The sequence below is a fragment of the Nocardia tengchongensis genome, from assembly GCF_054781395.1.
Genome location: NZ_BAAGUM010000006.1, coordinates 2,105,387 through 2,131,449, shown reverse-complemented (window position 1 = coordinate 2,131,449; position 26,063 = coordinate 2,105,387). Strand labels below are relative to the sequence as shown.

Genomic DNA, 26,063 nt, shown 5'->3' with positions numbered 1-26,063 from the left:
TCGGGGTTACTCGACGGTAACGCTCTTGGCCAGGTTGCGCGGCTTGTCCACGTCCCGGCCCAGCGCCATGGCCGTGTGATAGGCCAGCAACTGCAACGGAATCGTGAGGATGATCGGGTCCAGTTCCGGGCACACCGCCGGGACCCGAATCACCGCGTCCGCCAGCCCATCCGGCAGATCGGTGTTGGTGACCGCGATGACCGGGCCGCCGCGCGCCTTGATCTGCTCGATGGTGGTGATGTTCTTGGCCAGCAGTTCGTCACCGGGGACCAGCACGATGCTCGGCATCTCGGCGTCGATCAGCGCCAGCGGTCCGTGCTTGAGCTCGGAACCCTGGTACGCCTCGGCGTGGATGTAGGAGATCTCCTTGAGCTTCTGCGCACCCTCGCGAGCCACCGGCCACGCGCGCACCCGGCCGATGAAGAACATGCTGCGCGCCTTGGCGAACTGGGACGCGATATCGGCCACCACGTCCTCGTCGGCCAGCACGGCGTCGATGGCGTCGGGCAGCGCGCGCAGCCCGGACACGATGCGCTCGCCCGCGGCGGCCGACAGATCCCGCACCCGGCCCAGCAGCAGGCCCAGCATGGCGAAGGAGACCGTCATGTTGGTGAGCGCCTTGGTCGAGGCCACCGAGACCTCCGGGCCCGCGTGCAGGAACACGCCCGCACCGCACTCCCGGGCGATGGCGCTGCCCACCACGTTCACCGCGCCGATGACGCGGCCGCCCTTGCGCTGCAATTCCTGCACGGCGGCCAGGGTGTCCAGGGTCTCGCCCGACTGGCTGATCGCCACGTAGAGCGCGTCCGGGTCCACCACCGGGTTCCGGTAGCGGAATTCCGAGGCGGGCTCGGCGACGGCCGGAATCCGGGCCAGTTCCTCGACCAGCTGCGCGCCCAGCTGGCCCGCGTAATAGGCCGAGCCGCAGCCCAGGAACACGACTTTGCTGATGCCGCGCAGTTCGCGCGCGTCCATGTTGAGGCCGCCCAGGTGGGCGGTGGCGAAGCGTTCGTCCAGCCGGCCGCGCAGGGCCCGGCGCACGGCGTCGGGCTGTTCGGCCATCTCCTTGCGCATGAAGTCGGGGTACCCGCCCAGCGCGTAGTCCTCGGCCGCCATGTCGATGGTGGTCGGGGTCTTGTCGGTGCGCCGGGCGTCCAGACCCAGTGTGCTGGTGCGGAATTCGTCGGCGCGCACGGTGGCCAGCTCGCCGTCGTCGAGGAACACCACCCGCTGGGTGTGGTGCACCAGGGCGGCCACATCCGAGGCCACGAACATCTCGCCGTCGCCGACGCCGAGCACGATGGGGGAGCCGTTGCGGGCCACCACCAGTTCGTCGGGGCGGCGGGCGTCGAGCACCAGCAGGCCGTAGGTGCCCTCGACCCGGCGCATGGCGGTGCGGACCGCGTCCTCGAGGGTTTCCGAACCCTCCAGGGCGGCGGCCACCAGGTGCGCGATGGCCTCGGTGTCGGTGTCGGAGACGAATTCGACGCCGTCGGCGGTCAGCGCGGCGCGCAGCAACTCGGCGTTCTCGACGATGCCGTTGTGCACGACCGCGATCCGGCCGGAGCCGTCGGTGTGCGGGTGCGCGTTGGCGTCGGAGGGTTCGCCGTGGGTGGCCCAGCGGGTGTGGGCGATGCCGACATTGCCGCGCAGCCGGGCGGCCTCGGCGTCGACGCGGTTGCGCAGGTCCTGGACCCGGCCCTGGGTCTTGGTGATGCGCAGCCGGCCGCGGTGCGGCACCGCCAGGCCCGCGGAGTCGTAGCCTCGGTACTCGAGCCGGTGCAGGCCCTCCAGCAGGACCGGGACGGCTTCACGATGCCCGATGTAACCGACGATTCCACACATTTGCGGTCGGACTCCTACCCGTAGACGATGCGACGCAGTTGTCGTTCGGTGAAGTCGGGGGCGGCGACCCGGCGCTGCGCGAGCTCGGCCGCCAGGCGCTGCCAGATCTCGGCATTGCGGACCTGACGGCTCTGCAGTTCGGCATGTCTGCGGCGCACGAACTGCTCGGCGGTCTCGTCGAAGTATCCGACGACGTCGGCGACCACGCGGGCCGCGACGGCGGGCGGCAGGCCGGTGGAGGCCGCCACATGGCGGACCAGATCGACCGGATCCCCGTCATTCACTCGACCGAACATGCCATGCCGGAGCCGTTTCCGCCACTTCTGTGCCCGAATCCGGGCAGGGAATCACACCCTGGCGGGGATTTCGCGGACTCATGTGTGCCGTTCCGAGCCGCCACCGGGCCTGCACCTATCCTGGCGGCGTGACCTCACCGAACCAGACCGCAGTGGCGACGTTGCACACGAACCACGGCGACATCAAGATCTCGCTCTTCGGTAACCACGCCCCCATGACGGTCCGCAACTTCCTCGGCCTGGCCGACGGCTCCAAGCCGTACAGCGCGAAGAACGCCGCCGGCACCGACTCCGGCCCGTTCTACGACGGCTCGATCTTCCACCGGGTGATCGACGGCTTCATGATCCAGGGCGGCGACCCCACCGGCACCGGCCGCGGCGGCCCGGGCTTCGAGTTCAAGGACGAATTCCACCCGGAACTCCGCTTCGACCGCGGCTACCTGCTCGCCATGGCGAACGCCGGGCCCGGCACCAACGGGTCCCAGTTCTTCATCACCGTGGGTCCGGCGCCGCACCTGAACCGCAAGCACACCATCTTCGGCGAGGTCCTGGACCCCGATTCCCGCAAGGTGGTCGACACCATCGCCACCATCTCGACCGACCGCAACGACCGTCCCAAGGACGATGTGGTGATCAACAGCGTGACCATCGCCTGAACGGCAGTCGAAGAGGATTCACATGCAGCCCCAGCCGCCCGCACCCGCCTGCTACCGCCACCCCGACCGGGCCACCGGTCTGGCCTGCACCAGGTGCGGGCGTCCGGCCTGCCCCGAATGCCTCACCGCGGCCGCGGTCGGCCAGCACTGCGTGGAATGCGTCCAGCAGGGCCGTGAGGATGTCCGGCCGGTGCGCAATGCCGCCGGGACCACGGTGTCGCGGATACCGCCACCGTTCGTGACGTACACGCTGATCGCGCTCAACGTGATCGTCTTCGCGGTTACCGCGGTCCAGGCGCACAGCGTGATGGACAACAAGCGTTCGCAACTGTTCTACGACTGGGTGCTGGTGCCCGGCTTCGTCGGCGAGAGCGGCGGCTGGCTGCGGGTGCTCGGGTCGGGCTTCCTGCACTACGGGCCGATTCACCTGCTGGCCAATATGTTCGCGCTCTACGTGCTCGGCCCCTACTGCGAGGTGGCGCTGGGCCGGGCGCGTTTCGTGGCCGTCTACCTGGTGTCGCTGCTGGGCGGCTCGGCGGCGATCACCGCGCTGTCGGATCCGCTGACGGCGTCGGCGGGCGCGTCGGGCGCGATCTTCGGGATCTTCGGCGCGGTGGCGGTGGTCATGCTGCGCACCCGGCAGAACCTCACCCAGATCGCGGTGCTGCTGGGGATCAACCTGGTGATCACCTTCTCGGTGCCGGGCATCTCGGTGTGGGGACACCTGGGCGGGCTGCTGGCCGGCACGGTCGCCACCGGCGGCATCCTCTATCTGCCGCGCTGGCTCGGAATTCGGGATACCCGCACCGCGCTGACCGTCGGCTGGGCCGCGGTGGCGGTGGTGGCGCTGACCGCGGTCCTGGTGACCGCGGTGGCCGCACCCAGCCTCTAGCGCGCCAAGTGGACCTGCAGCACCTCGAGGACGTCCTCGGGGTGCGTGCCCAGATCCCAGCGGCCGAAGATGATCAGCCTCTCCTCGCCGTGCTGGTCCACATCCATCTCCAGCATCGGCATCCGGCGACCCAGCCGCCGGTAGTGCACCACGCGGACCCGCAGCACCTGCTCGGGGGTGTAGCGCTGCGGCCCGGTCAGGCCGCGCACCACGACATGCACGGGGTCACCGGGTTCGACCGCCAGCCGCGGCCGTTGCCGCAGGCCCAGGCCGGTGAGGCCGAGCAGTCCCAGCGCGGCGATCCCGATGAGCAGGCGGCCGGGGCCGTCGGTCGAGAGGATCGCGGCCGCGGCCAGCACCAGGCCGCCGATGCCGCAGGCCGCCAGCGCGGCCGGGGGTGTGGACCAGGAGAGACGGGAATCGGGGCCGGTAGCGGTCACTGTCCCCACTCTTTCCTCGAGTTGTCCACAGGCTCATCCACAGGTGTGCATGAATGACAATGGTGTAAGCCACATTCCCGGGGGAGCGGGCCACCCGTGCGGGGCATTCAGCGCCAGCGCATGGTCATGATCAGACCGACCACCATGAGGCCGAACCCGATCAGGAAGTTCCACGCACCCAGGTTGCTCATCCAGTGGATCTGCTCGTTGGCCAGGTAGTAGACGAGCAGCCAGACCAGGCCCGCGAGCATGAAGCCGAGCATGATGGCGACGTACCAGACCGGCGACGGACCAGCCGACTTCACCCGCACGGGGGTGCGGCTCGCCGGGTTGATCGTGTAGTCGGTCTTCTTCCGGACCTTTGACTTAGGCATGACGTCCTCGTTTTCGGCGTTCTGTCTGCGTAGACATTATCCCGGGAACCCTGTGGAAAGTGTCGTCGGGGAGGGCCGGGGCGATTGTGGCGACACGGTTCGGTGGTATTGCGTGCGACGGCACGGGTCGCGCCAACTACTCTCGAATCATGCGTGTACTGGTCGTCGACAACTACGACAGCTTCGTGTTCAACCTGGTTCAGTATCTCGGACAGCTGGGTGTGGACGCCGAGGTGTGGCGCAATGACGACCCGCAGCTCGCGGACGTGGATCAGGTCGTGCAGGACTTCGACGGGGTGCTGATCAGCCCCGGACCCGGCAGCCCCGACCGCGCCGGCGCGAGCATTCCGCTGGTCCACGCCGCCGCCCGGCACGCCACCCCGCTGCTCGGCGTGTGCCTGGGTCACCAGGCCATCGGAGAAGCCTTCGGCGCCACCGTGACCCGCGCCCCCGAACTGCTGCACGGCAAGACCAGCTCCGTCTTCCACATCGGCGCGGGCGTGCTGGCCGGTCTGCCGGACCCGTTCACCGCCACCCGCTACCACTCCCTGACCGTCCTCGAGGAGACCATGCCGCCGGAGCTGGAGGTGCTGGGCCGCACCGAATCCGGCATCGTCATGGCTCTGCGGCATCGCGATCTGCCCATCCACGGTGTGCAGTTCCATCCCGAATCCGTGCTCACCCAGGGCGGGCACCGGATGCTCGCCAACTGGCTGGGCGTCTGCGGCGAACGGCCGGCGGAGGGATTGGTGCAGGCCTTGGAGGCGGAGGTCGCGGCACTCGCGTCATGAGGCCGCACGTCATGCTGTCGGTGGCCGTCAGCATCGACGGCTATATCGACGATGCGAGCCCGGATCGGCTGTTGCTGTCCAACGCGGCCGATTTCGATCGGGTCGACGCCCTGCGCGCCGACTCGGACGCCATCCTGATCGGCGCGGAAACCCTGCGCCGCGACAATCCGCGGCTGCTGGTCAACAGCTCGGACCGGCGCCTGCAACGGGTCGCCGCGGGTAAGCCGGACTACCCGGTGCGGGTGATCGTCACCGCCGGCGGCGATCTCGACCCGGAGCTGCGGTTCTGGCACAGCGGCGGTGAGCGGCTGGTCTACACCACCGATGCCGGGGCCGCCCGGATCGGCGATCACTTGTCGGGCCGGGCCGAGGTCGTATCCCTCGGCGCGGCCATCGATTTCGCGGCCCTGCTCGACGACCTGGGTAAACGCGGCCTGGAACGCCTCATGGTCGAGGGCGGCGGTTCCATCCACACGGCCTTCCTGTCGGGCGGTCTGGTCGACGAGATCTGGATGGCCGTGGCGCCCTTGGTGGTCGGCGACCCGGCTGCCCCGCGCTTCCTGGGGGCCGCCGAGTTCCCGGGCGGCTCGAATCACCGCATGCAGCTGGCCGATGTGGCCCGGATCGGTGATATCGCCCTGCTGCATTACCTGCCGAAGGAGGATTCCGATGTCGGATGAGGCACGGCTGGACCGCGGCTGGATGCGGCACGCCATCGGCCTGGCCCGGTTGTGCCCGCACAGCGACACCGCTTTCGCGGTGGGCGCGGTGATCGTGGGCGCGGACGGGGTGGAGATCGAGCACGGCTGGTCCCGGGAGACCGACGACAAGGTGCACGCGGAGGAGTCGGCGCTGAACAAGCTGTCCGCCGACGATCCGCGACTGCGGCACGCCACTCTGTACAGCACCCTGGAACCCTGTTCCCAGCGCGCGAGTCAGGATCGGCTGCCGTGCACGGATCGCATTCTGCGGGCCGGGATCCGGCGCGTGGTCATCGCCTGGCGTGAGCCCGCCACCTTCGTGGACAACTGTGTGGGCGTGGAGCGGCTGCGTGAGCACGGCGTCGACGTGGTGGAGCTGCCGGATCTGGCCGAGGAGGCCATGTCGATGAACCGGCATCTGCGCCTGTAGTTTTCGCGCGAGGTTTCACATGAAACAAAACAGGGGGTTCGCGGATCGTCCGCGAACCCCCTGTTCTCACAGTGGAATCCCGATCACGGGGGACCGAGCGACAGCACGCCGGTGGTGATGGTGACCGTCTGGGTCTTGCCCAGCGACGAACCCGCGGTCGGCTGCTGGGCCAGGATCCGCCCGACCTCGCCCGCGTTCAGCGTGCTCATGGTGTTCTGGTTGACCTGCCCGTTCCAGCCGCTCTTGCGCAGCATGTCCACGGCCTGGGCCGGGGTCATACCGCGCAGGTCGGGCATGGTGATCTGATCGCCGGTCGACACCTGGACGGTCACCGTGGAACCCTTGTCGGCCTGCGTACCGGCGGACGGGCTGGTGGCGATGACCGTGCCCTTGGGCTGATTGCTCGGCACCTCCTGGACCACGACCTTGAACAGGGCGGTGTCACCCAGCGTCGACTGCGCGACATCGATCGACTGGCCGACCACATTGGGCACCACCACCTTGTCCGGGCCGGAACCCAGGGTGATGGTGACCTGTCCGTCGGTGTCGGTCTTCTGTCCGGCGTCGGGGGTCTGCGCGACGACCTTGTCCTTGTCGTCGGCGCTGGACGCCTCGTGTCTCACGTCCGGATTCAGGCGCAGCCCTTGCGAATTCAAGTTCTGTTCGGCCTGCTGCCGGGTCAGACCGGCCAGTTTCGGCACCGCCACCTGCGACGGGCCCGCCGACACCTGCAGCGTGATGGTGCTGCCCTTGTCGACCCGGGATCCGCCCAGCGGTTGGGTGGCGATGACATTGTTCAACGCCACCTTGGGATCGTTCTTCTGCTGGATGGCGACCGTGAAACCGGCCTTCTCCAGATCCCGTTGTGCCAATTGGTAATTCTGATTGGCCACATCGGGCACCGCGACCTGGTCGGCTCGCGACCCGGGACCGACGAGCCACAGCAGCAGGCCGACCACGGCGACCGCGGCCACCGCGAGAATGCCGAGTAGTGCGGTCCGTCGTCGCGGACTCGCCTCGACGATCTCCTGTTCGGTGGTGTCGTCGCGGCGTTCGACGGTGCGGTAGCTGCGCGGCGGCGGCAGCTCGTCGTCGAGGCGATCCTCGTCGGTCATCACCACGGGCGCGGTGGGCTTCTGCCCGCCCAGCACCCGGATCAGGTCGGCGCGCATCTCGGCCGCGGTCTGATACCGGTTGGCCGGGTTCTTGCTCATCGCCTTGAGGATGATCGAGTCCAGTTCGCGCGGCACGCCCGCGTACACGGTCGACGGCAGCCGCGGGTCCTCACGAACATGCTGGTAGGCGACCGCGACCGGGGAATCACCGGTGAAAGGCGGTTCGCCGGTGAGGATCTCGTAGAGCACGCAGCCCACCGAGTACACGTCCGAGCGCGCGTCCACCTGTTCGCCGCGGGCCTGCTCGGGGGACAGGTACTGGGCGGTGCCGATGACGGCGGCCGTCTGGGTCATGGGGTTGGAGCTGTCGGCGAGGGCGCGGGCGATGCCGAAGTCCATCACCTTCACCGCGCCGGCCCGGTTGATCATGATGTTGGCGGGCTTCATGTCCCGGTGCACGATGCCGTTGCGGTGCGAGAAGTCCAGCGCCGCACACACATCGGCGATGACCTCCATGGCCCGCCGCGGCGGCAGCGGTCCCTTGCCGCGCACCAGGTCGCGCAGAGTGTCGCCGTCGACGTACTCCATCACGATGTAGGGCAGCGGCCCGCCGTCGATCTCGGCTTCGCCGGTGTCGTACACCGCGACGATGGCCGGATGGTTGAGGGCGGCCGCGTTCTGCGCCTCACGCTTGAAGCGCAGATAGAACGTGGGGTCGCGGGCGAGGTCGGCGCGTAGCACCTTGATCGCCACATCCCGGCCCAGTCGCAGATCTCGGGCCTTGTGGACCTCCGACATGCCACCGAACCCGATGATCTCGCCCAGCTCGTAGCGGGAGGAGAGGTTCTTCGGGGTCGTCATGGCAATCCTTGCTGCGCGACTGAGGATGAATTGGGGTCCTGTGCGTACACCGGACTGCGGTCACTGCCGGGACTCACCGCTCCGCCGGAATTCGCGCCGCCGGAATTCGCGCCGGGAGTCACTGGCAACGATGGTAGGTCGCCGCCGCCCTGGCCGGGCCACGGCCACCGGCCGGGCGTGGTGGTCGTGGGTTTCGCCGCGGTGGTGGTCGGCGTGGTGGTCTTGGGCGGCGTCGTGGTGGTCACCGGCGGCGGCGTCGTGGTCGGCTCGACCGTGGTGGTCGGCGCCGGCTCGACGGTGGTCACCGGGGGCGGCGGCACCGGCCGTTCCCGGGTGGTGGTGGTCGGCGGGGCCGTGGTGGTGGTCGGGGTGATCACCGGGGGCGCCACCACCGCGCTGGTGCGGGCGGGCGGCGTGGAGTCGTGCGAGGAACTGCTCATCAGGATGATGGCGACGCCCGCACCCAGGATCAGCGCGCCGACACCGAGTCCGGCGACGACCTTCTGCCCGTTGGTGAATCGACCGGACTCGGTCTCCTCCGCCCCGGGGACCGTCATCGGGCCGACCGGGGTGCGGGGTCCGGACATGACGGTGGTCTGGGCGGCGGGCGGTTCCATCGGCCCGCGCATCGGCTGCGGCGGCGGCGCGTACCGGGTGGTGGCCTGGTCGGCCCGCGCGCCCGGAATGATCATGGTCGGTCCGGGCGGCAGCACCCGGGTGGCGCCGGTCATGGCCGCGGACGGGATGCCGCCGGGCGGGGTGGGCCGGCGGCCCGAACGCACCGCGGACACCGCGTCGGCGAACTCGCCGCCATTGGCGTAGCGCTGGCCCGGTTCCTTGGCCATGGTGATCTCGATGAGCTCCCGCACGTTCGGCGGCAGGTCGGCGGGCAGCGGCGGCGGGGCCTCCCGCACATGCTTCATGGCGACCGTCAGCGCGCCGTCGCCGGTGAACGGCCGCGCGCCCGCGAGCGCCTCGTAGCCGACCACGCCGAGCGAGTACACGTCCGAGGCGGCGGTGGCGTCCTCACCGGTGGCCTGCTCCGGCGCGATGTACTGGGCGGTGCCCATCACCATGCCGGTCTTGGTCACCGGGGACGCGTCGACGGCCTTGGCGATACCGAAGTCGGTGATCTTCACCTGACCCGTCGGCGTCACCAGGATGTTGCCCGGCTTCACATCCCGGTGCACGACGCCCGCGAGGTGCGCCACCTGCAGCGCGCGCCCGGTCTGCTCCAGCATGTCGAGACCCTGCGCCACCGACAGCCGGTTGAGCCGGGACAGCACCGCGTTCAGCGGCTCACCCTGCACGAATTCCATGACCAGATAGGCGATCTCGCCGCCGGACGGATCCTGCGTCTCGCCGTAGTCGTAAATGCTCGCGATGCCGGGGTGATTCAGCTGCGCGGTGGTCCGCGCCTCGGTACGGAAGCGCTGCCGGAAGGTCGGGTCGGTGGAGAACTCCGCCTTCAAGACCTTCACCGCCACCCGGCGATCCAGCCGGGTGTCCAACGCTTCCCAGACCTGGCCCATGCCGCCGGTGGCGATCAGCCGCTGCAGCCGGTACCGGTCCGCGATCATCGCACCGTTGTTCAGCATTCGTGACCCTGTCTACCTTGCACTCTCATATCGTTCAGCCCCCCAGCCCGGCGTCCAGCACAGCCCGCGCGATCGGTGCGGCCACCGAGCCGCCGGTCGCGGCCAGGGCCCGGTCGCCGCCGTTCTCGACGATCACCGCGATGGCGATCTTCGGGTTCTGCGCCGGCGCGAACGCCAGATACCAGGCGTGCGGCGGGGTGTTGCGCGGATCGGTTCCATGTTCGGCGGTGCCGGTCTTCGACGCGATCTGATACGGGCGCGGCTGCGACCCTCCCTGCGTGTTCTTCTCCGACTCGAGCATCAGATTGGTGATCTGCGTGGCCACCTGCGGCGTCACCGCCTGACCGACCGACGTCGGCTTGGTGGTGCTCAGCGTACTGAGATCCGGCGCCTGCAACTGGTCGACCAGGTAGGGCTTCATCCGCACGCCGCCATTGGCGATGGTGGCCGCGATGACCGCGTTGTCCAAGGGGGTCAGGGCCACATCGCGCTGTCCGATGCTGCTCTGTCCCAGCGCCGCGTTGTCCGGAATGTCGCCCACGGTGCTGTCGGTCCACGGAATCGGGATGCTGTTGTGCAGATCCTTGCCGATCCCGAACGCGCTCGCCTCGTCCTTGAGTTTCGCGGTCCCCACCTTGATACCGAGCTCGACGAAGGCGGTGTTACACGAGTACTTGAAAGCGTCTGTCAGCGAAGCGGTTTGGGCGTCGCCGGGGCCGCAGTGGCTGCCCGCGTAATTCTCCAGCGTGGTCTGCGTGCCGGGCAAGGTGATGCGCGGCGCGGCGGTGAACTGGTCCTCGGGCTTCGCGATGCCGTTGGACAGCGCGGCCGCGGTGACCACCACCTTGAAGGTCGAGCCCGGCGGATAGGTCATCGAGACGGCGCGATTGATCAGCGGCCGCCCGGTGTCCTTGTCCAGCTGCTTGTAGGTGTCCTCGACCCGTCCGGCGTCGTGCCCGGCCAGGGTGTTCGGGTCGTAGGAGGGCGTCGACACCATGGTGAGGATGCGGCCGGTGCTCGGCTCGATGGCCACCACCGAACCGGTCAGCTTCTTCGCGGTCAGCTGCTCGTAGGCGACCTTCTGCATGATCGGGTTGATGGTGGTCACCACATTGCCGCCGCGCGGGTCCCGCCCGGAGATGAGGTCGATGAGCCGCCGCCCGAACAGCTGGTTGTCGGAACCGTTGAGCACCGAGTCCTCGGCGTGCTCGAGCCCGTTGTTGCCGTTCTGCAGCGAGTAGAAGCCGGTCACGGGCGCGTAGGCCATCGGATCGGTGGGGTAGGTGCGCAGGTACTTGTAGCGGTCGTCGGTGGCCACCGAGCTCGCGAGTACCGTTCCGGCGGCGGAGATCTGGCCGCGCTGGCGGGCGTACTCGTCGAGCAGGACGCGATCGTTGCGCGGGTCGTTGCGCAGGCTGTCGGCCTTGCCGATGGGGCCGATCTGGACCTGCACGTAGGTGGCGTTGATCAGCAGCGCGACGATCATCGCCATCACCGCCAGCGCCACCCGGCGCAGAGGCGTGTTCACGCCGCACCTCCCTCGACCTTGCGCAGCATTTGCGTCGACGCGTCCGCGATCGGCTCGGCCCGCTTGCGGGCGGGGGCCGGGCGGCGGGCCGCGTCGGAGATCTTGATCAGCACTCCCAGCAGGACGTAGTTCGCCAGCAGCGACGAACCGCCGTACGACATGAACGGGGTGGTCAGACCGGTCAGCGGAATCAGCTTGGTGACCCCGCCGACCACCACGAACACCTGGATGGCGATGGTGAAGGCCAGCCCGGAGGCCAGCAGCTTGCCGAAGCTGTCGCGGATCGCCAGCGCGGTCCGGATGCCGCGCACCGAGAAGATGCAGAACAGCAGCAGGATCACCGTCAGGCCGATCAGGCCCAGCTCCTCACCGATGGCGGCGATGATGAAGTCGGTCTTGGCGAACGGCACCTTCGACGGGTTGCCGCTGCCCAGCCCGGTGCCCGCGAGCCCGCCGGTGGCGAGCCCGAACAGCGACTGCGAGATCTGATAACCGGTGCTCGAGTAGTCGTCGAAGGGGTGCAGCCAGGTCGCGGTCCGCACCCGGACATGCCCGAAGGCGTTGTAGGCGAACACGAATCCGATGGCCAGCAGCACCAGCCCGACCGCCACCCAGCCGACCCGCTCGGTCGCGACGTAGAGCATGCACAGCACGGTCGCGAAGATCAGCAGCGAGGTGCCCAGGTCCTTCTCCACCACGAGCACGCCCACCGACACCACCCACACCAGCAGCACCGGGCCCATGTCGCGCATGCGCGGCAGTTCCATGCCGAACACGTGCTTGCCCGCGCCGGTGAACAGGTCGCGCTTGGACACCAGCACCCCGGCGAAGAACACGATCAGCGCGATCTTCGCGAACTCACCGGGCTGAACGCTGAAGCCCGGCAGCCGGATCCAGATCTTCGCGCCGTTCACCATCGAGTACCGGTCCGGCAGCAGCGCGGGCAGCGCGAGCGCCACCAACCCGGCCAGGCCGACCGTGTAGGAGTAGCGGGCCAGACTGCGGTAGTCGCGCAGGGCGATCAACAACCCCATGAAGACCACCATCCCCAGCCCCGTCCACAGCACCTGCTGGTTGGCGTCGGGGGAGGGGATGGGCAGGTTGGCGAAGGCGGCGTCCTGGGCTTGCGCTAGGTCGACGCGGTGAATCACCACCAGGCCCAACCCGTTCAGCAGCGCCGCGATCGGTAGTAGGAGCGGATCCGCGAACGCCGCGAACCGCCGCACCGCCAGATGCGCGACACCGAACAGGGCCAGGTACGCGGCACCGAGTTTGGCGATCTCCCAGGTGATCGCCTGCTCCTGACTGGCCTCCACCAGCACCAGCGACACCGTTGTGATGAGGGCCGCCAGCCCCAGCAACAGCAACTCGACATTGCGCCGGGTGGCGGGCGGCGGCGCAGGAGCGAATCCGCCGGGTGGACTGGGGAAGGCCCCAGTGGACGGCGGTGCCGGTGCGGACATCAGTCCGCCGTCCTGCAGTTCTGCCCCGGGTTCTGCGGTGCCGTGGTGGAGGTGGTGGGCGCGGTGGTGGTCGGCGGGTTCGGCTGGTCCGACTTGTGCTCGAGCGGGTGGTTCTCGCCGGTGCGTTCGCCGCCGGTGAGACCGCCGGGGACGGCGTTGGGCGCGGCCGGGGTGGTGGTGACCGCGGCGCCGGGCTGGTTGGGGTCGGCGGGCGGGGCCGGCGTCGGCGTCGGGTTGCTGGGCGCGGTCTGCGACTTGGCGTCGCAGGGCGGCAGCAGTTCGGTCGACACCAGGTTCCGGATCTGCTTGATGGCGTCGTCGCGGGAGCCCGGCGGCAGGCCCTTGTCGACCGAGTCCCGGCCGCTGGGGCGCAGCGCCTCGCGGGTCAGCGGGACACAGCCGTTCGCGAACTTGTCACTGGGCGCGGCCAGCGTCAATTCGCCGCTGCGGGTAACACATCCGACCTGATCCACCTCGCGGATCGAGTAGCCCAGCACCGAACCGGGCAGGCCGCGCAGCACGACCACCTTCTCGCCGTCCACGCCGACGTAGTAGTTGCTGCGAATCATGTTGTAGCCCACGGTGAGACCCGCGCCGACGGCCACCAGCAGGGCCAGCGACAGCGCCAGCCAGCGCAGCTTGTGGCTCTTCTTGGGCGGTTCGGGCTCGGGCTGCGGGACCGCGCGGCGCGGGGTGGCGCGCGGCGGGCGCATGGCGGCGGCCCGGCCGGCGGCGGTGTTCGGCGGGGGAGTGTCCTCGTCCTCGCCGGAGGCCGCGCCCGCCACGATGGGATGGCTCTGGCCGTAGTCCAGGTCGATGACGTCGGCGACCACCACGGTCACGTTGTCGGGACCGCCACTGCGCAACGCCAATTCGATGAGCCGGTCGGCCGACTCGTCGGTGGTGCCCTCGCGCAGCGTGTTGGCGATGGTCTCGTCGCTGACCACATCGGAGAGGCCGTCGGAGCAGAGCAGGTAGCGGTCCCCGGCGCGAGCCTCCCGCACCACCAGGGTGGGGTCGATCTCGTTGCCGGTGAGCGCCCGCATGATCAGCGAGCGCTGGGGATGCGTGTGGGCCTGTTCCGGGGTGATCCGTCCTTCGTCCACCAGCGACTGCACGAAGGTGTCGTCACGGGTGATCTGGGCCAGCTCACCGCCTCGGAGCAGGTAGGCGCGGGAGTCGCCGATGTGCGCGAGGCCGAGTTTGCGTCCGGCGAACAGGATGGCGGTGAGCGTGGTGCCCATGCCGTCGAGTTCCGGCTCCTCCTCGACCTGGTCGGCGATGGAGGCATTGCCTTCGTGCACGGCGCGATTCAGCTTGCCGAGCAGATCGTCGCCGGGCTCGTCGTCGTCCAGATGCGCCAGCGCGGCGATCATCAGTTGCGAGGCGACCTCACCGGCGGCGTGGCCGCCCATGCCGTCCGCGAGCGCGAGCAGTCGCGCACCTGCGTAGACGGAGTCCTCGTTATTGGCCCGGACGAGACCACGGTCGCTACGCGCTGCGTAGCGGAGAACAAGTGTCACGATCGCAGCTCGATCACTGTCTTGCCGACACGGACCGGTGTGCCGAGCGGAACTCGGACCGGAGTGGTGACCTTCGACCGGTCGAGGTAGGTCCCGTTGGTGGAACCGAGATCCTCGACGTACCAATCCTCACCGCGCGGCGAGAGGCGCGCGTGGCGGGTGGAGGCGTAGTCGTCGGTGAGGACCAGTGTGGAGTCGTCCGCGCGCCCGATCAGCACCGGCTGTTGGCCGAGTGAGATGCGGGTGCCGGCGAGAGAACCCTGAGTCACCACGAGATATTTGGCGCCCTTCTGGCCCCGGCGAAAAGATGGGAGCACCGCGGAACCGCCTGCGGCCCGAGGCGCGACCCGAAGGCCGGAAGCCGCGTAGATATCGCTGCGCAGGGTCCGGAGCACCGCCCACACGAACAGCCACAACAGCAGCAGGAACCCCGCACGGGTCAATTGCAGGATCAATCCCTGCACGGTGCTCCACCTCCTGTTCGACCGTGTCGTAGGTACGGGGCAGTTACGGAGGTATGACTCCGTGACCCCCAACCGGTGTGTTGCGTGTCAGCGCGACCCGAGTCCGCCGCGAGTAATGGCAGCATCATAGGGCCGTCGACCGGTTGCGATCACGATACGACCGAGGAATTCCTAGCCATATCGTGACCTGCACCGCGAGCTTACGGGATCAGACGATCCGGATCAGGATCTCGGAATGTCCGGCGCGGATGACATCCCCGTCGGCCAGCTGCCAATCCTGGACGGGTGACCCGTTGACCAGCGTGCCATTGGTCGAACCGAGGTCCGAGAGCATCGCGGTCTGACCGTCCCAGCGAACCTCGATGTGGCGCCGCGAAACGCCGGTATCGGGCAACCGGAAGTGCGCGTCCTGCCCACGGCCGATGATGTTGCTGCCCTCGCGCAACTGGTAGGTGCGGCCCGAGCCGTCGTCCAGCTGCAGCGTGGCCGAGTAACCCGAGGCGCCGCGCGCGGGCGCCGCGCCGTAGCCCGCCTGCTGCTGGTCGTAGCCCGCCTGGCCGTACCCCTGCTGGTCGCCGTAGCCGGCCTGCTCCGGGTACTGGTCGTAGCCCTGCTGGCCGTAACCCTGCTGCTGGCCGTACCCCTGCTCGGCGTAACCGGCCGGCTGCTGGCCGTAGCCGCCGCCCTGCTCGTACCCCTGCTGGCCGTAGCCGGGCTGCTGGCCGTAGGCCGGGTCGGCGTAACCCTGCTGCTGGCCGTAGCCGGCCTGGTCGCCGTAACCCTGCTCGTAGCCCTGCTGCTGCCCGTAGGCGGGGTCGGCATAGCCCTGCTGCTGGCCGTAGGCCTGGTCGGGCGCGGCATAGCCCTGCTGTTGCCCGTAGCCCTGTTCGGCGTAACCGCCCGGCTGCTGGGCGCCGTAGCCGCCGCCCTGCTGCTGGTAGTCGTAGCCGTTCTGGTACTCGCCGTAGCCCTGCTCGGACTGGCCGTAGCCGCCCTGCTCGTAGCCCGGCTGCTGCCCGTGGCCGTAGTCGCCGTAACCCTGCTGACCGGGGCGGCTCGCAGGCGGGGGCGCGTACCCGCGATTCCGCGGATCGGACTCCGCGGGCTCACGGCTTGGGTCGTAGCCTGAGTTCTGCGTCATGGGGCCAGCTCCTGGTTGCGGGTTGGGTCGTTGTGGGCGTTCAGGGCCCGCAGACGGGCTGGCCCGCCTGCCCGCGTCCGGATCCACCCGGCCGCGTGTCCTGAACTGTCCGGTGTGCAGCGTAGGGGATGCCTCGAACTCCACGTGCACTTCGCCGTAGGTCTGCCACCCTTGCTCACGGATGTGGTCTTGCAGATGTTTGGCGAATGCGCGCACCGTGAGCTGGTAATCCGCCGTGGCGACCTGCTGATCCGATTGTCCTTCACCGTGCACGAGTTGCCGGAGATCGGACTCGTTGACGGTGATGACATAGCTGTTCGGAGCCAGTAGGTGTCCCCCGCCCAGATCCTGGACATGGTCGCCGGCCTCACGCTGCAGTGCGGCCTCGACCTCCTGGGGAGCGACACTGCCGCCGAAGGCGCGCGCGAAGACGTCGCCGACGGCGCCCTGGAGGCGGCGCTCGAAACGGGAAACAAACCCCATCGCCCCTCCTTCCCGGGTCGTGTCGATTCTGACCTGCCAATAGACATGCGTGGAGCATCCCGGAATGCAACACGCAGGCATGGCGTGTCGCCGGAAGGACACGGTCTTTGCATGATATCCACGATCGTCCACACCTGTAACTCTTGGCGGCGAGCCGAGGTTCCCGCGTCGCGCTCACCTCGTGACGACCCGGTCGCACCCCTGATAACCAGGCGATTTCGTTTTGGCGCAAACCCCGTGATACGTTTCTCTCGTCGCTCGGGCGAGTGGCGGAATGGCAGACGCGCTGGCTTCAGGTGCCAGTGTCCGTAAGGACGTGGGGGTTCAAGTCCCCCCTCGCCCACCACGAGGAAGGCCCCGATCCAACCGGATCGGGGCCTTCTTCTTTGTCTGCACCCGGTTCTCCCGGTTCGGAGTCGACCGCGGTTGGTTCGAAGCCGACCGAGGTCGTGGGCGGCCGGATGTGACGAAGGTCGCACACCCTGTTCGGGGATGGTTTCGAGAGGCGTTGCCAGGGGCCGTTTTTGGGCCGCCGCGGGGGCGAAAATCGTTTGCCGGGAGATGCCGTCTTGGGTATGCGCCCGATTACTGTCCGGCGTTGCCGGATGATCATGTAGCTAAAACCATTGGAAACAAACTTGAGGATTGTTTGACCCCAAGCGACTGCTTGGCAATCCTGCTGAGCAGGGGAGAAACACCAGCTTAACGGGGGTTGAACCGACGGTGTGCGGCGAATTTGCGAGTTTATGGCAAACCGTACGACGGGGTTCCGAACGCATCGCGCGCAATGGGTTGAAACGGGTCCCGAAACACAACCGAAGGGATAGTTTCAGGGCCCTCCGCAGACCGCCCGCAAAGGGTATGCCGGGAATTAGCGATCGCCTCGAGTTCCCTACGGAGAAGCGGCATTTCGCCTGGTCGCGTTATACGCCCGGTGGGCAAGTCGGAGGTTGCGTAGCCATAACGATTGTGTAGAGTCAACGGCAACGCTGGCCGCAGCTGAGCCGGACTCGCTGCGGCCAGTGGAACTCACTTCCGATGGCCTCGCCGCCCCAGCGCCTCGGACTCGCGACCTACGAAGTCGCCACTCTCACAACCGCTTCCGGGCCGTTTCCGAGCGAATAGCCCGTGATGTGCTCCACGGCATCTCCCGCTTCCGCCGCGCGACTCATGCGATCCTGCTCTCGCGCCGCGATCCGGCCGCGCCCGAACACGTAGGCCAGGAAACCCAGTTCGGCCAGCGCCCCGATCCCGACCCGCACCGCGGTGGGCAGTCCGCTGGGTGTCACGAACCCTTCCAGGAACCCCGACACCAGCAGCACGCCCGCCAATCCGATCGCGATCACCGCGGTCGCCCGGCCCTGCCGCGCCAGCGCCTGCGGCCGGCTCTCCCGGCCCGGGTCGATCAGCGTCCAGCCCAGTTTCAGTCCCGCCCCACCGGCCACGAAAATGGCTGTGAGCTCCAGCATTCCGTGCGGCAGGATCCAGCCGAAGAACGGTCCCAGCCTTCCGGCCTCCGCCATCAGCCCGGCACTGATCCCGAGGTTGAGGGCGTTCATGAACAACAGGTAGACGGCCGGCAGCACCAGCACCCCCATGAACAAGGCCATGGCCGACACCCACGCGTTGTTGGTCCATACCTTCGCGGCGAACGCGTCGTGCGAATGCTCGTAGTAGTAGGTCTCGAATTCGCCGCCGGGCTTCGTCAAGGCGTCTGTATTCATGTCCAGGCCCAGATGCCGCCGCGTCGACTCGGAATTGGCCACCGCCGCCGCCAGCGCCGCCGACCCGAGCAGGAACACCGCCGCCACCGACAGCCACCACGGCCAGGCCCGGTACACCGCCGCCGGGAAGCGATGGGTGAAGAAGTAGCCGATCTCGCGCGGGGTATCGGTGGGCGCGCTCAGAATCCGCCCCCGGGCCCGGGTCAGCACCGCCGACAGCCCGGCGATCAGCTCCGGATCCGCCTCCCGCGTCTGCAACCGCGCCAACTGCTGCGAGGCCACCCGATACAGGCGCACCAGCTCGTCGGATTCCGCGCCGCTGAGCCGCTTGCCCCCGGCCGCCAGCCGATCCAGCCGATCCCAGGAGGGCTTGTGCACAAATGTGTACGCGTCCAGATCCATCAGTACCCCTCCTGCGCCAATGCTGACAAAATGCTAACCACCATGGCTCTTTTCACTACCGGCGAGGCCGTAGCGGTCGAACTGCCCATCGCGCGGATCCCGACGCGGGCCGCGGCGTTCCTGCTGGACCTGATCCTGCAGCTGCTGCTGGCGGTGATGCTGGTCCTGCTGGGGCGGGCGCTGCTGGTGTGGATCGGCGCGGATTCCGCATGGCGGGACGCGGCCATGCTGGTGGCTTTGGTGTGCGCGTTCATCGGGTATCCGGTGGTGTTCGAGACGTTCTCGCGGGGCCGCTCGATCGGGAAGATGGCGGTCGGGCTGCGCGTGGTGCGCGCCGACGGCGGGCCGATCGATTTCCGGCACGCGGTGACGCGGGGCCTGGCGGGGATCGTCGACTTCTGGATTCTGGGGACCGGGCTGATCGCCATCGTGGTCTCGATGTGCTCGCCGCAGGCCCGCCGGGTCGGGGACGCACTGGCGGGGACCGTGGTGGTGCACGATCGCAGCCGGTTGCCGTTCGCCGCGCTGGCCGCGCCGCCGCCGTGGCTGACGGGCTGGGCGCGGCAGCTCGACCTGTCGGGTCTGTCCGATGCGCAGGCGTTGGCGATGCGGCAGTACCTGGTGCGGTTCCGCACCCTGACCCCCGAGGTGCAGGACCGGCTGGGCCGGTCCCTGGTCCTGTCGGTCTGCGCGAGCCTGCGCACCGAGCCCCTGCACGGCTATCCGCCGCTGCAGATTCTGGGCGCGGTGCTCGCCGAGCGGCAGCGGCGCGAGATTCCGCCGCCGCCGTTCGCGGTGCGGCCTCCGGCGCCGGTCCCGGTCACAGCGCTCCGGTCCGCTTGAGTTCCAGGTATTCGTCGGCCAGCGCTTCGGGCAGCCCGTCGGGGGCCGCGGCGATGACGCGGACGCCCAAGCGGCGCAGCGTCTCCCGGGCCACCGCGTGGTCGGCGATCACGTTCTCGGCGGCGGCCGCCGCGTAGAGGTCGCCGGAGCCGGATCGATGCGCGGCGGCGGCCGCCACGTCCGGATCGGTCACCGACACCACCAGCACCCGATGCCGTTCGGCCAGCACCGGCAGCACCGGCAGCAGGCCCTCCTGCAGGGTCGCCGCGTCGAGGTGGGTGAACCAGACCACCAGGCTGCGGCGGCGGGCCCGTTGCAGGGTGGCGCGCAGCATCCCGCGATAGTCGGTGTCGGCCAGTTCGGGGGTGAGCCCGGCGAGTGCGTGCATCAGCTTGAGCTGCAGGCGTTTTCCGCCGATGCCACGCACCTCGGTGCGCAGGCGGCGGTCGTAGGCCAGCAGGTCGACCGAGTCGCCGCCCGAGGCGGCCAGCCCGCCCAGCAGCAGCGTCGCTTCGATGGCGGCGTCCAGCCGGGTGCCGTTCCCGACCCGGCCGGCGCTGACCCGTCCGGTGTCGAGCAGCATGACCACGTGCCGGTTGCGTTCCGGCCGCCAGGTGCGGACCAGGACGTCGTTGGCGCGGGCGGTGGCGCGCCAGTCGATGGTGCGGACGTCGTCGCCCGCGACATATTCACGGAACGAATCGAATTCGGTGCCCTGGCCGCGAATCGTGGTGGTGTTGCGGCCCTCCAGCTGCTGCAACCGCTTGACCTTGGAGGCCAGCAGCCGTTCGCTGCGGAACGGCGGCAGCGCGCGCAACCGGGCCGGAACCTGGCGGCGCACCTGCCGGCCGGCCATCCCGAGCGGGCCCAGCAGGCGCAGTGTCACCGGACCGGCCACCCGGTCGCCGTGATAGTCGGGGGCCAGCTCGGTGCGCAGTCGAATCCTGGTGTTGGGCGGCAGGTTCAGCGCGTGCGTGCGATGCCGGGCGTGCGCGCTCGGCGGCCAGTCGTCCCACAGGGTGCCGCGCGCCGGGCGGGTCCCGCCGTTCAGCACCGCCAGTTCCACCTCGATGCTGCGGCCGGTGCGCACGGTGGTGAGGGGCTCCCGCGAAAGCTCCAGCGCGCCCGGGGATCCCAGGAGCAGCAGGTCGACGCCGATGAGCGCGGCCAGTGCCAGGGTGGCGAGCAGCACGCCGGGCCACGACGGCAGCACCAGCGTGACGAACAGCGCCGCGAGCACCGCGGCGGCGGCCAGCCGGCCGGTGACGACCACCGGCTACACCGGAACCGGGACGGACATCAGCAGCGAGGCCAGCACGCCCTCGGCGGTGACGCCCTCCACCTCGTGCTCGGGCCGCAGGTGCAGCCGATGCCGGAGCACCGGTGTCGCAACGGCTTTCACGTCGTCGGGCGTGACGTAGGAGCGGCCGTTCAACCAGGCGAAGGCCCTGGCGGCCGCCATCAGCGCGGTCGCGCCACGGGTGGACGCGCCGTGCGCGACGGCGGGGGAGGTGCGGGTCGCCCGGCACAGGTCCACCGTGTACGCCAGCACCTCGGGGCTGATGGTCACCTGCGCGACCGCGGCGCGGGCGGCCGCGATGTGGGCGGGACCGGCCACCGGCCGCAGTCCGGCCGCGGCCAGATCCCGGGGGTCGAAGCCCGCGGCGTGCCGCTGCAGGATGCGGAATTCGTCGTCGCGCCCGGGCAATTGGACGTCCACCTTGAACAGGAACCGGTCCAGCTGCGCCTCCGGCAGCGGGTAGGTGCCCTCCTGCTCGATCGGGTTCTGGGTGGCGACCACCACGAAGGGGTCGGGCAGCGGCTGCGGGACGCCGTCCACCGAAACCTGGCGTTCCTCCATCGATTCCAGCAGCGAGGACTGGGTCTTCGGCGGGGTGCGGTTGATCTCGTCGGCGAGCAGCAGGTTGGTGAACACCGGGCCGCGGCGGAAGGTGAACTCGGCCGAGTGCGGATCGTAGATCTGGGAGCCGGTGACGTCGCCGGGCATCAGGTCGGGGGTGAACTGGATGCGGGCGTGCTCCAGGTCCAGCGCGGTGGCCAGCGCCCGCACCAGCAGCGTCTTGGCCACGCCCGGAACGCCTTCCAGCAGCACGTGGCCGCGGCACAGCAACGCCAGCACCAGGAACATGACCGCGTGGTCGTTGCCGACGACGGCCTTGCCGATCTCGGTGCGCAGCGCCAACAGCGCCTGCTGGGCGTCCTGCACCGAGGGCGTGCGCTGGTCATCGATCACGACGGTGCGGTCGTGGTTGGTGTCCACCGCGCCCTTGGAAAGTTCGGTCACAAGACCTCCGCTTCGATCCATTCGAGTTGTGCCGCCACGAGTTCCAGGGTGGCCCGGTCGGTGACCGGGTCGTACAGGGCGGCGCGGAGGACGGCCGGGTCCACGCCGGTGCGGGCGCCGAGCGCCGCGACGACCAGTTCCGCCGGGGTGTCGGCGGTGACGCCGAGGACGGGCCGCAGCCGCCGCAGCGCCGCCGCCCGCAGTTTCGCGGCCACATGGTCGTGGTCGCGGGATTTCCGGTACAGCCCGGCCTGTCCGGCCAGGAGTTCGTGGGCGGGGGCCTCCACCGGCAGCGGTTCGCGCACGATCGCGCCGCGCCGGCGGCCCCGCCACCACAGCACGGCGACCCAGGCGATCAGGAACTGCAGGCCGCCGAAGGCCAGCCAGTGCGGCATCCGCTGGAAGATGGAATCGTCGCCCGCGCCGAAGTTCGGCGGCGGCAGGTCGGGTTCCCGGGTCGGGGTGGGCTGGTGGGTGGGCGGCGTGTTCGGCGGATGCGAGGTCGAGGGGGCGTGCCCGAGATGGGTGAGCACGTACACCAGCGCGATCACGGCGAGCAGTGCGACCAGCGCGGTCCACAGTCGCCAATCCTTCAGCAGCTCGGGCAGTTCCCGCCGCTCGCGCGCGGGCTTGTCCTTACGGGTCTTGGTCTTGCGGGTTTTCCGCTGTTCGGTGATTTCGACCGGGCCGTCCTTGGGCGGCGGCGCGATCGAATACCGGTCGGCCTGCTCGAGCTGCCGGTACTCGGCCTCGGTGGCGTACCGCCCGCCGTAGACGACCTCGTCGAAACTGTGTGCCGCCGAGGGCAGTTCACCCGCGTTCGGCACGGCCGCGGTGGCGTCGCGGGCGGTCTCCCGCGCGGTGCGCGCCCGCTCCTCGTCGAGGATCCCGCGCTGTTCCAGCCCGCGCGTGACCGCCCGATACCGTTCGCGCAGCGCCGCACCGAAATCCCCGCGCCGGGCGGCGTCCTCGGCCGCGGCCAGGTGCGTGGCGGCCGGGCCCAGTGCGGGTTCGGGCGGCGCGCCGGCGGCGGGCAGGGTGTCGTGGGTGTCGTTCATCGTGCGCCTCCGGCGGGGACCCGGATGTCCCAGGCTTCGCGGCGGCAGCGCCGGTCGACGTAGGTGACCACCTGGGTGGCGGACTCGACCATCTCGCCGACCGCCACCAGCAGCAGCGCGACCGCGATGATCAGCACCGTCACGGTCCAGCGGTGGGTGCCGGAGAAGTCGCTGATGGTCGAGGGCAGCGCCAGCACCGGCACGATCAACACCACCAGCAGCCCGCGCAGGTACAGCCACAGTCCGACCAGCTGCCATTCGGTGCCGCTCGCAAGCAGTTTCGCGCGCTGGGCCGCGACGCCGTAACCGGCGGAGCTGTCGAAGATGATGGGCGCCAGGGTGAATCGGCGGGCGCGCAGCCAGGCCAGCCAGATCACCGCGAACGGCGCGGTGAACAGCAGGGGAGTGCCCACGGCCAGCACCCCGAGACCGATCAGCGTGTACATGGCCTGATAGCCGAGCAGCGGTCCGGCGGCGGAAGTCAGCTGCCGCAACGCGCTTCGCCACGTCGACGGCCTGCGGTACACGACATCGAGTCCGATCGGCACGGTCACGCCGCGCACGAAGAAGCGCAGCGCCCAGGCGCACAGCAGGCCGGTGAACAGCGCGCCCCAGAAGGTGCCGCTGTCGGAATCCCCGGTGATGGCGGCCGCCGCCACGGCGCCCGCGACGGCCAGCGCCGAGGCCGCCAGCCACGCCACCCCGAGCAGTGCCGCCAGGGTCTCGAGCCGGGCCTGGATCAGCGCGAACGGCAGATCCAGTAGTTCCCGGAACTGCATCGGGCGGATCGGGACGATCGCCGGGTCGGATGAAGTCGGTTCCCCCACCGAGCCGGTCGGCGAACCGACGGAGTCGGCGGCGGACGGCAACACGCGCCCGAGTCTATCCGGACTCGGGCCCCAGCAGCCGGGCGACGACCTGCCGGTACATCTCCGGTTCGATCGGCGGGATGCCCATCAGGGCGCGCAGGTAGACGCCGTCGCCGACGAGTCGCACGATCTCGGCGTGCACGGGGTCGTGGATCTCGTTGTCCAGGGCGGTCTTCCAGGACCGCATCACCTCGTCGATGGCGCGATCGGTCTCGGCCTGCGTCTCGTCGGGCGGCGCGTCGACGGTGCGCATGGCCGCCAGCATCGAGCGGTAGAGGGCGAGTTCGACGGCGTCGGCCTCGTTCTCGGGGTGCGGGGCCTGCAGATACCACTCGGCGACCGAACGGCCCTGTTCGATCGTGGTTTTCACCTGCTGGTCGGCGCGGTCGGTGACGCGGCGCAGCAGTCCGGCGAGCAGCGCGTCCTTGCTCTTGAAGTGATAGAGGAGTCCGCCTTTGGAGACGCCGGCGGTGGCGGCGACGTTCTCCAGGGTCACCTGGGACAAGCCCTTGTCGAGGAGCAGGTTCTCGAGGGCGTCGAGGATCCGGTCGCGGGTGCCGGCGGGGTCGCGGGTGGTCACGAGGGTTGACTGTACCGGCTGGACGGTTCAAGCTGTTACTGTACCGTCTGGACGGTTCATACCCGAAAGAAGAAAGTCGATGAGCACCCAACCGAACGCACGTTCCGGAACCCCTACGACCGACCTGCGCGCCGCGCCCGTGACCACCCACGCCGCGCCCACCGCCGCACCGAAGGCCCGGCCCCGGGATTGGGCCGGGCTCGCCGTACTGGCCCTCGCGCTGCTGCTCATCGCCGTCGACGCCACCGTGCTCGACCTGGCGGTGCCCTCGATCACCGCGGATCTCGCGCCCACCACCCCGCAGCTGCTCTGGATCATCGACGTCTATTCGTTCGTCCTCGCGGGCCTGCTGGTCACCATGGGCACCCTCGGCGACCGCATCGGCCGCCGCCGCCTGCTGCTCATCGGCGCGGCCGGCTTCGCTCTCGCCTCGGCCCTCGCGGCCTGGGCGATCAGCCCCGAAATGCTCATCGCCGCCCGCGTGCTGCAGGGTGTCGCCGGTGCGACCCTGATGCCCGCCACCCTGGGCCTGATCCGGTCCATGTTCGCCGACGCCCGCCAGCGCACCCTGGCCATCTCGGTCTGGGGCGCGATGGCCGCCTCCGGCGCCGCCTTCGGGCCGCTGCTGGGCGGCTGGATGCTCGAGCACTTCTGGTGGGGTGCGGTGTTCCTGGTGAACCTGCCGGTGATGGCGCTGCTGCTGGTCCTGGCACCGATCCTGGTACCGGAATCGCGGGACCCGAATCCGGGCCGTTTCGACCTGGTCAGCGCGGGACTGTCGATGTTGGCGCTGATCCCGGTCGTGTACGCGGTCAAGGAGTTCGCGGCCCACGGCCCGAGCCTCAACCTGCTGATCAGCGCCGGTGTCGGCGTCACCGCGGGCGTGCTGTTCGTGCGTCGTCAGCGCGGCCTGGCGGCCCCGCTCATCGACCTGGACCTGTTCCGGCTGCCGGCCTTCCGGGCCGCGGTGTTCACCAACCTGCTGTCGGTGTTCGCGCTGGCCGGTGTGCTGTTCTTCGGCTCGCAGTACCTGCAGCTGGTGCTGGACAAGTCCCCGCTGCAGGCCGGTCTGCTGCTGATCCCGGGCACGGTCGGCTCCATGCTGGGCGCGCTCGCCGCGGCCTGGCTGGTCCGGTACTGGCGTCCGGCGACGGTGCTCGCGGGTTCGCTGGTGACGGTGGCGCTCGGCGCGGGCCTGTACTGGCTGCTCCCCACCGATCCCTCGGGTTCGGTGACCCCGTTCATCGTCGGCTTCCTGCTGATCGGACTGGGTGAGGGTGTGGCGCTGACGGTGTCGGCCGACATGATCGTCAGCACCGCGCCGGAAGCCCGCGCGGGCAATGCCGCCGCCATCTCGGAAACCGCGATGGAGATGGGTATCGCCCTGGGCGTGGCGGTGCTGGGCAGCGCCGTGATGGCGGCCTTCCGCGGCGGCCTGGACCTGACCCACGTCCCGTCCGCCCAGGCGGACGCGGCCCGCGAGTCCCTGGGCGGGGCGATCGAAACCGCCCGGGCGCTCCCGGAACCCGCGGCCGGTGAGCTGGTGAGCTCGGCGCATTCCGCCTTCGTCACCGGCATCCACCTGGCGGCCACCTCGACGGCGGTGCTGCTGCTGTTGACCGCGTTCGTCGCCTACCGCGCGGCCACCCGGAAACCGTCCGCGACGGCCGCCGCGGCGTGA

General features: G+C 69.7%; 24 protein-coding genes and 1 tRNA gene. 8 read left to right on the top strand and 17 right to left on the bottom strand.

Features of this window, described 5'->3' with window-relative positions; translation table 11 throughout:
- Positions 1-6 precede the first annotated feature (6 nt).
- Both glmS and ACYVKL_RS20870 read right to left on the bottom strand, forming a co-directional pair.
- On the bottom strand, positions 7-1,845 hold the full coding sequence (gene glmS / locus ACYVKL_RS20875; RefSeq protein ID WP_379165400.1) for a glutamine--fructose-6-phosphate transaminase (isomerizing): 1,839 nt from the start codon (positions 1,843-1,845) through the stop codon (positions 7-9).
- Positions 1,846-1,859: 14 nt separating this feature from the next.
- On the bottom strand, positions 1,860-2,129 hold the full coding sequence (locus ACYVKL_RS20870) for a hypothetical protein (RefSeq protein WP_246598244.1): 270 nt from the start codon (positions 2,127-2,129) through the stop codon (positions 1,860-1,862).
- Positions 2,130-2,221: 92 nt separating this feature from the next.
- Between ACYVKL_RS20870 and ACYVKL_RS20865 the strand changes: the two genes are divergently transcribed.
- Together ACYVKL_RS20865 and ACYVKL_RS20860 are read left to right on the top strand one after the other, a co-directional pair.
- Positions 2,222-2,797 (top strand): peptidylprolyl isomerase, encoded by a 576-nt coding sequence (locus ACYVKL_RS20865; RefSeq protein ID WP_379165399.1) that lies wholly within the window; start codon positions 2,222-2,224, stop codon positions 2,795-2,797.
- A 22-nt stretch (positions 2,798-2,819) separates the two neighbouring features.
- Positions 2,820-3,689, top strand: coding sequence for a rhomboid family intramembrane serine protease (locus ACYVKL_RS20860; protein ID WP_379165398.1), 870 nt, complete (start codon positions 2,820-2,822; stop codon positions 3,687-3,689).
- On the opposite strand, the gene ACYVKL_RS20855 is transcribed toward ACYVKL_RS20860, so the two are convergent.
- Together ACYVKL_RS20855 and crgA are read right to left on the bottom strand one after the other, a co-directional pair.
- Positions 3,686-4,129: a PH domain-containing protein gene (locus ACYVKL_RS20855; protein ID WP_213558677.1), complete on the bottom strand. Its 444-nt coding sequence runs from the start codon at positions 4,127-4,129 to the stop codon at positions 3,686-3,688. The two genes, ACYVKL_RS20860 and ACYVKL_RS20855, sit on opposite strands and share 4 nt — an antisense overlap.
- A 107-nt stretch (positions 4,130-4,236) precedes the next feature.
- Entirely contained in the window at positions 4,237-4,503 is a 267-nt protein-coding gene (gene crgA / locus ACYVKL_RS20850; protein ID WP_213558678.1) for a cell division protein CrgA, read from the bottom strand.
- Positions 4,504-4,652: 149 nt separating this feature from the next.
- Between crgA and ACYVKL_RS20845 the strand changes: the two genes are divergently transcribed.
- The 3 genes from ACYVKL_RS20845 to ACYVKL_RS20835 are packed head-to-tail and all read left to right on the top strand — an operon-like array spanning position 4,653 to position 6,425.
- Positions 4,653-5,294: an aminodeoxychorismate/anthranilate synthase component II gene (locus tag ACYVKL_RS20845; RefSeq protein ID WP_379165397.1), complete on the top strand. Its 642-nt coding sequence runs from the start codon at positions 4,653-4,655 to the stop codon at positions 5,292-5,294.
- Entirely contained in the window at positions 5,291-5,974 is a 684-nt protein-coding gene (locus ACYVKL_RS20840; protein WP_379165396.1) for a RibD family protein, read from the top strand. Before ACYVKL_RS20845 ends, ACYVKL_RS20840 begins: the two co-directional genes overlap by 4 nt.
- Positions 5,964-6,425: a cytidine/deoxycytidylate deaminase family protein gene (locus tag ACYVKL_RS20835; RefSeq protein ID WP_379165395.1), complete on the top strand. Its 462-nt coding sequence runs from the start codon at positions 5,964-5,966 to the stop codon at positions 6,423-6,425. The genes ACYVKL_RS20840 and ACYVKL_RS20835 overlap by 11 nt, the downstream gene beginning before the upstream one ends.
- A gap of 83 nt (positions 6,426-6,508) precedes the next feature.
- Here the strand turns inward: ACYVKL_RS20835 and pknB are convergent, their stop codons facing one another.
- The 7 genes from pknB to ACYVKL_RS20800 form a co-directional block, all read right to left on the bottom strand.
- Positions 6,509-8,401 carry a Stk1 family PASTA domain-containing Ser/Thr kinase gene (gene pknB / locus ACYVKL_RS20830; protein WP_379165394.1) on the bottom strand — a complete coding sequence of 631 codons (1,893 nt, stop codon included), beginning with the start codon at positions 8,399-8,401 and terminating at the stop codon, positions 6,509-6,511.
- On the bottom strand, positions 8,398-9,999 hold the full coding sequence (locus ACYVKL_RS20825) for a protein kinase domain-containing protein (RefSeq protein ID WP_379165393.1): 1,602 nt from the start codon (positions 9,997-9,999) through the stop codon (positions 8,398-8,400). Before ACYVKL_RS20825 ends, pknB begins: the two co-directional genes overlap by 4 nt.
- Before the next feature lie 34 nt (positions 10,000-10,033).
- Positions 10,034-11,527 (bottom strand): peptidoglycan D,D-transpeptidase FtsI family protein, encoded by a 1,494-nt coding sequence (locus tag ACYVKL_RS20820; protein WP_213558683.1) that lies wholly within the window; start codon positions 11,525-11,527, stop codon positions 10,034-10,036.
- Complete coding sequence (locus ACYVKL_RS20815) at positions 11,524-12,990, bottom strand: FtsW/RodA/SpoVE family cell cycle protein (protein WP_213558684.1); 1,467 nt, start codon at positions 12,988-12,990, stop codon at positions 11,524-11,526. The genes ACYVKL_RS20820 and ACYVKL_RS20815 overlap by 4 nt, the downstream gene beginning before the upstream one ends.
- Positions 12,990-14,513 (bottom strand): PP2C family protein-serine/threonine phosphatase, encoded by a 1,524-nt coding sequence (locus ACYVKL_RS20810; RefSeq protein WP_379165392.1) that lies wholly within the window; start codon positions 14,511-14,513, stop codon positions 12,990-12,992. Before ACYVKL_RS20810 ends, ACYVKL_RS20815 begins: the two co-directional genes overlap by 1 nt.
- Positions 14,510-14,977, bottom strand: coding sequence for an FHA domain-containing protein FhaB/FipA (locus ACYVKL_RS20805; protein ID WP_213558686.1), 468 nt, complete (start codon positions 14,975-14,977; stop codon positions 14,510-14,512). The genes ACYVKL_RS20810 and ACYVKL_RS20805 overlap by 4 nt, the downstream gene beginning before the upstream one ends.
- Positions 14,978-15,185: 208 nt before the next feature.
- Positions 15,186-16,601, bottom strand: coding sequence for a DUF3662 and FHA domain-containing protein (locus tag ACYVKL_RS20800; RefSeq protein ID WP_379165391.1), 1,416 nt, complete (start codon positions 16,599-16,601; stop codon positions 15,186-15,188).
- Between the two features lie 260 nt (positions 16,602-16,861).
- Here ACYVKL_RS20800 and ACYVKL_RS20795 point away from each other — a divergent pair.
- Positions 16,862-16,947: transfer RNA gene (locus tag ACYVKL_RS20795), tRNA-Leu, on the top strand.
- Between the two features lie 727 nt (positions 16,948-17,674).
- Here ACYVKL_RS20795 and ACYVKL_RS20790 read toward each other — a convergent pair.
- A complete protein-coding gene (locus ACYVKL_RS20790) occupies positions 17,675-18,727 on the bottom strand; it encodes a stage II sporulation protein M (protein ID WP_379165390.1) in 1,053 nt (350 codons plus the stop codon).
- 42 nt (positions 18,728-18,769) lie between these two features.
- On the opposite strand from ACYVKL_RS20790, the gene ACYVKL_RS20785 reads away from it, so the two are divergent.
- Positions 18,770-19,570: an RDD family protein gene (locus tag ACYVKL_RS20785; protein WP_379165389.1), complete on the top strand. Its 801-nt coding sequence runs from the start codon at positions 18,770-18,772 to the stop codon at positions 19,568-19,570.
- Here ACYVKL_RS20785 and ACYVKL_RS20780 read toward each other — a convergent pair.
- Genes ACYVKL_RS20780 through ACYVKL_RS20760 form a run of 5 tightly spaced genes read right to left on the bottom strand, consistent with a single transcriptional unit; the run spans position 19,548 to position 24,382 of the window.
- The gene (locus tag ACYVKL_RS20780) at positions 19,548-20,843 is read right to left on the bottom strand and encodes a DUF58 domain-containing protein (protein WP_379165388.1); all 1,296 of its coding nucleotides are present in this window, start codon (positions 20,841-20,843) and stop codon (positions 19,548-19,550) included. The genes ACYVKL_RS20785 and ACYVKL_RS20780 overlap by 23 nt on opposite strands.
- 3 nt (positions 20,844-20,846) lie before the next feature.
- Positions 20,847-21,875, bottom strand: coding sequence for an AAA family ATPase (locus tag ACYVKL_RS20775; RefSeq protein ID WP_379165387.1), 1,029 nt, complete (start codon positions 21,873-21,875; stop codon positions 20,847-20,849).
- Positions 21,872-22,933, bottom strand: coding sequence for a DUF4129 domain-containing protein (locus ACYVKL_RS20770; protein WP_379165386.1), 1,062 nt, complete (start codon positions 22,931-22,933; stop codon positions 21,872-21,874). Before ACYVKL_RS20770 ends, ACYVKL_RS20775 begins: the two co-directional genes overlap by 4 nt.
- Positions 22,930-23,805, bottom strand: coding sequence for a hypothetical protein (locus tag ACYVKL_RS20765; RefSeq protein ID WP_379165385.1), 876 nt, complete (start codon positions 23,803-23,805; stop codon positions 22,930-22,932). Before ACYVKL_RS20765 ends, ACYVKL_RS20770 begins: the two co-directional genes overlap by 4 nt.
- Positions 23,806-23,815: 10 nt before the next feature.
- Positions 23,816-24,382, bottom strand: coding sequence for a TetR/AcrR family transcriptional regulator (locus ACYVKL_RS20760; protein ID WP_213558692.1), 567 nt, complete (start codon positions 24,380-24,382; stop codon positions 23,816-23,818).
- A gap of 79 nt (positions 24,383-24,461) precedes the next feature.
- Between ACYVKL_RS20760 and ACYVKL_RS20755 the strand changes: the two genes are divergently transcribed.
- Positions 24,462-26,063 carry an MFS transporter gene (locus ACYVKL_RS20755; protein WP_379165384.1) on the top strand — a complete coding sequence of 534 codons (1,602 nt, stop codon included), beginning with the start codon at positions 24,462-24,464 and terminating at the stop codon, positions 26,061-26,063.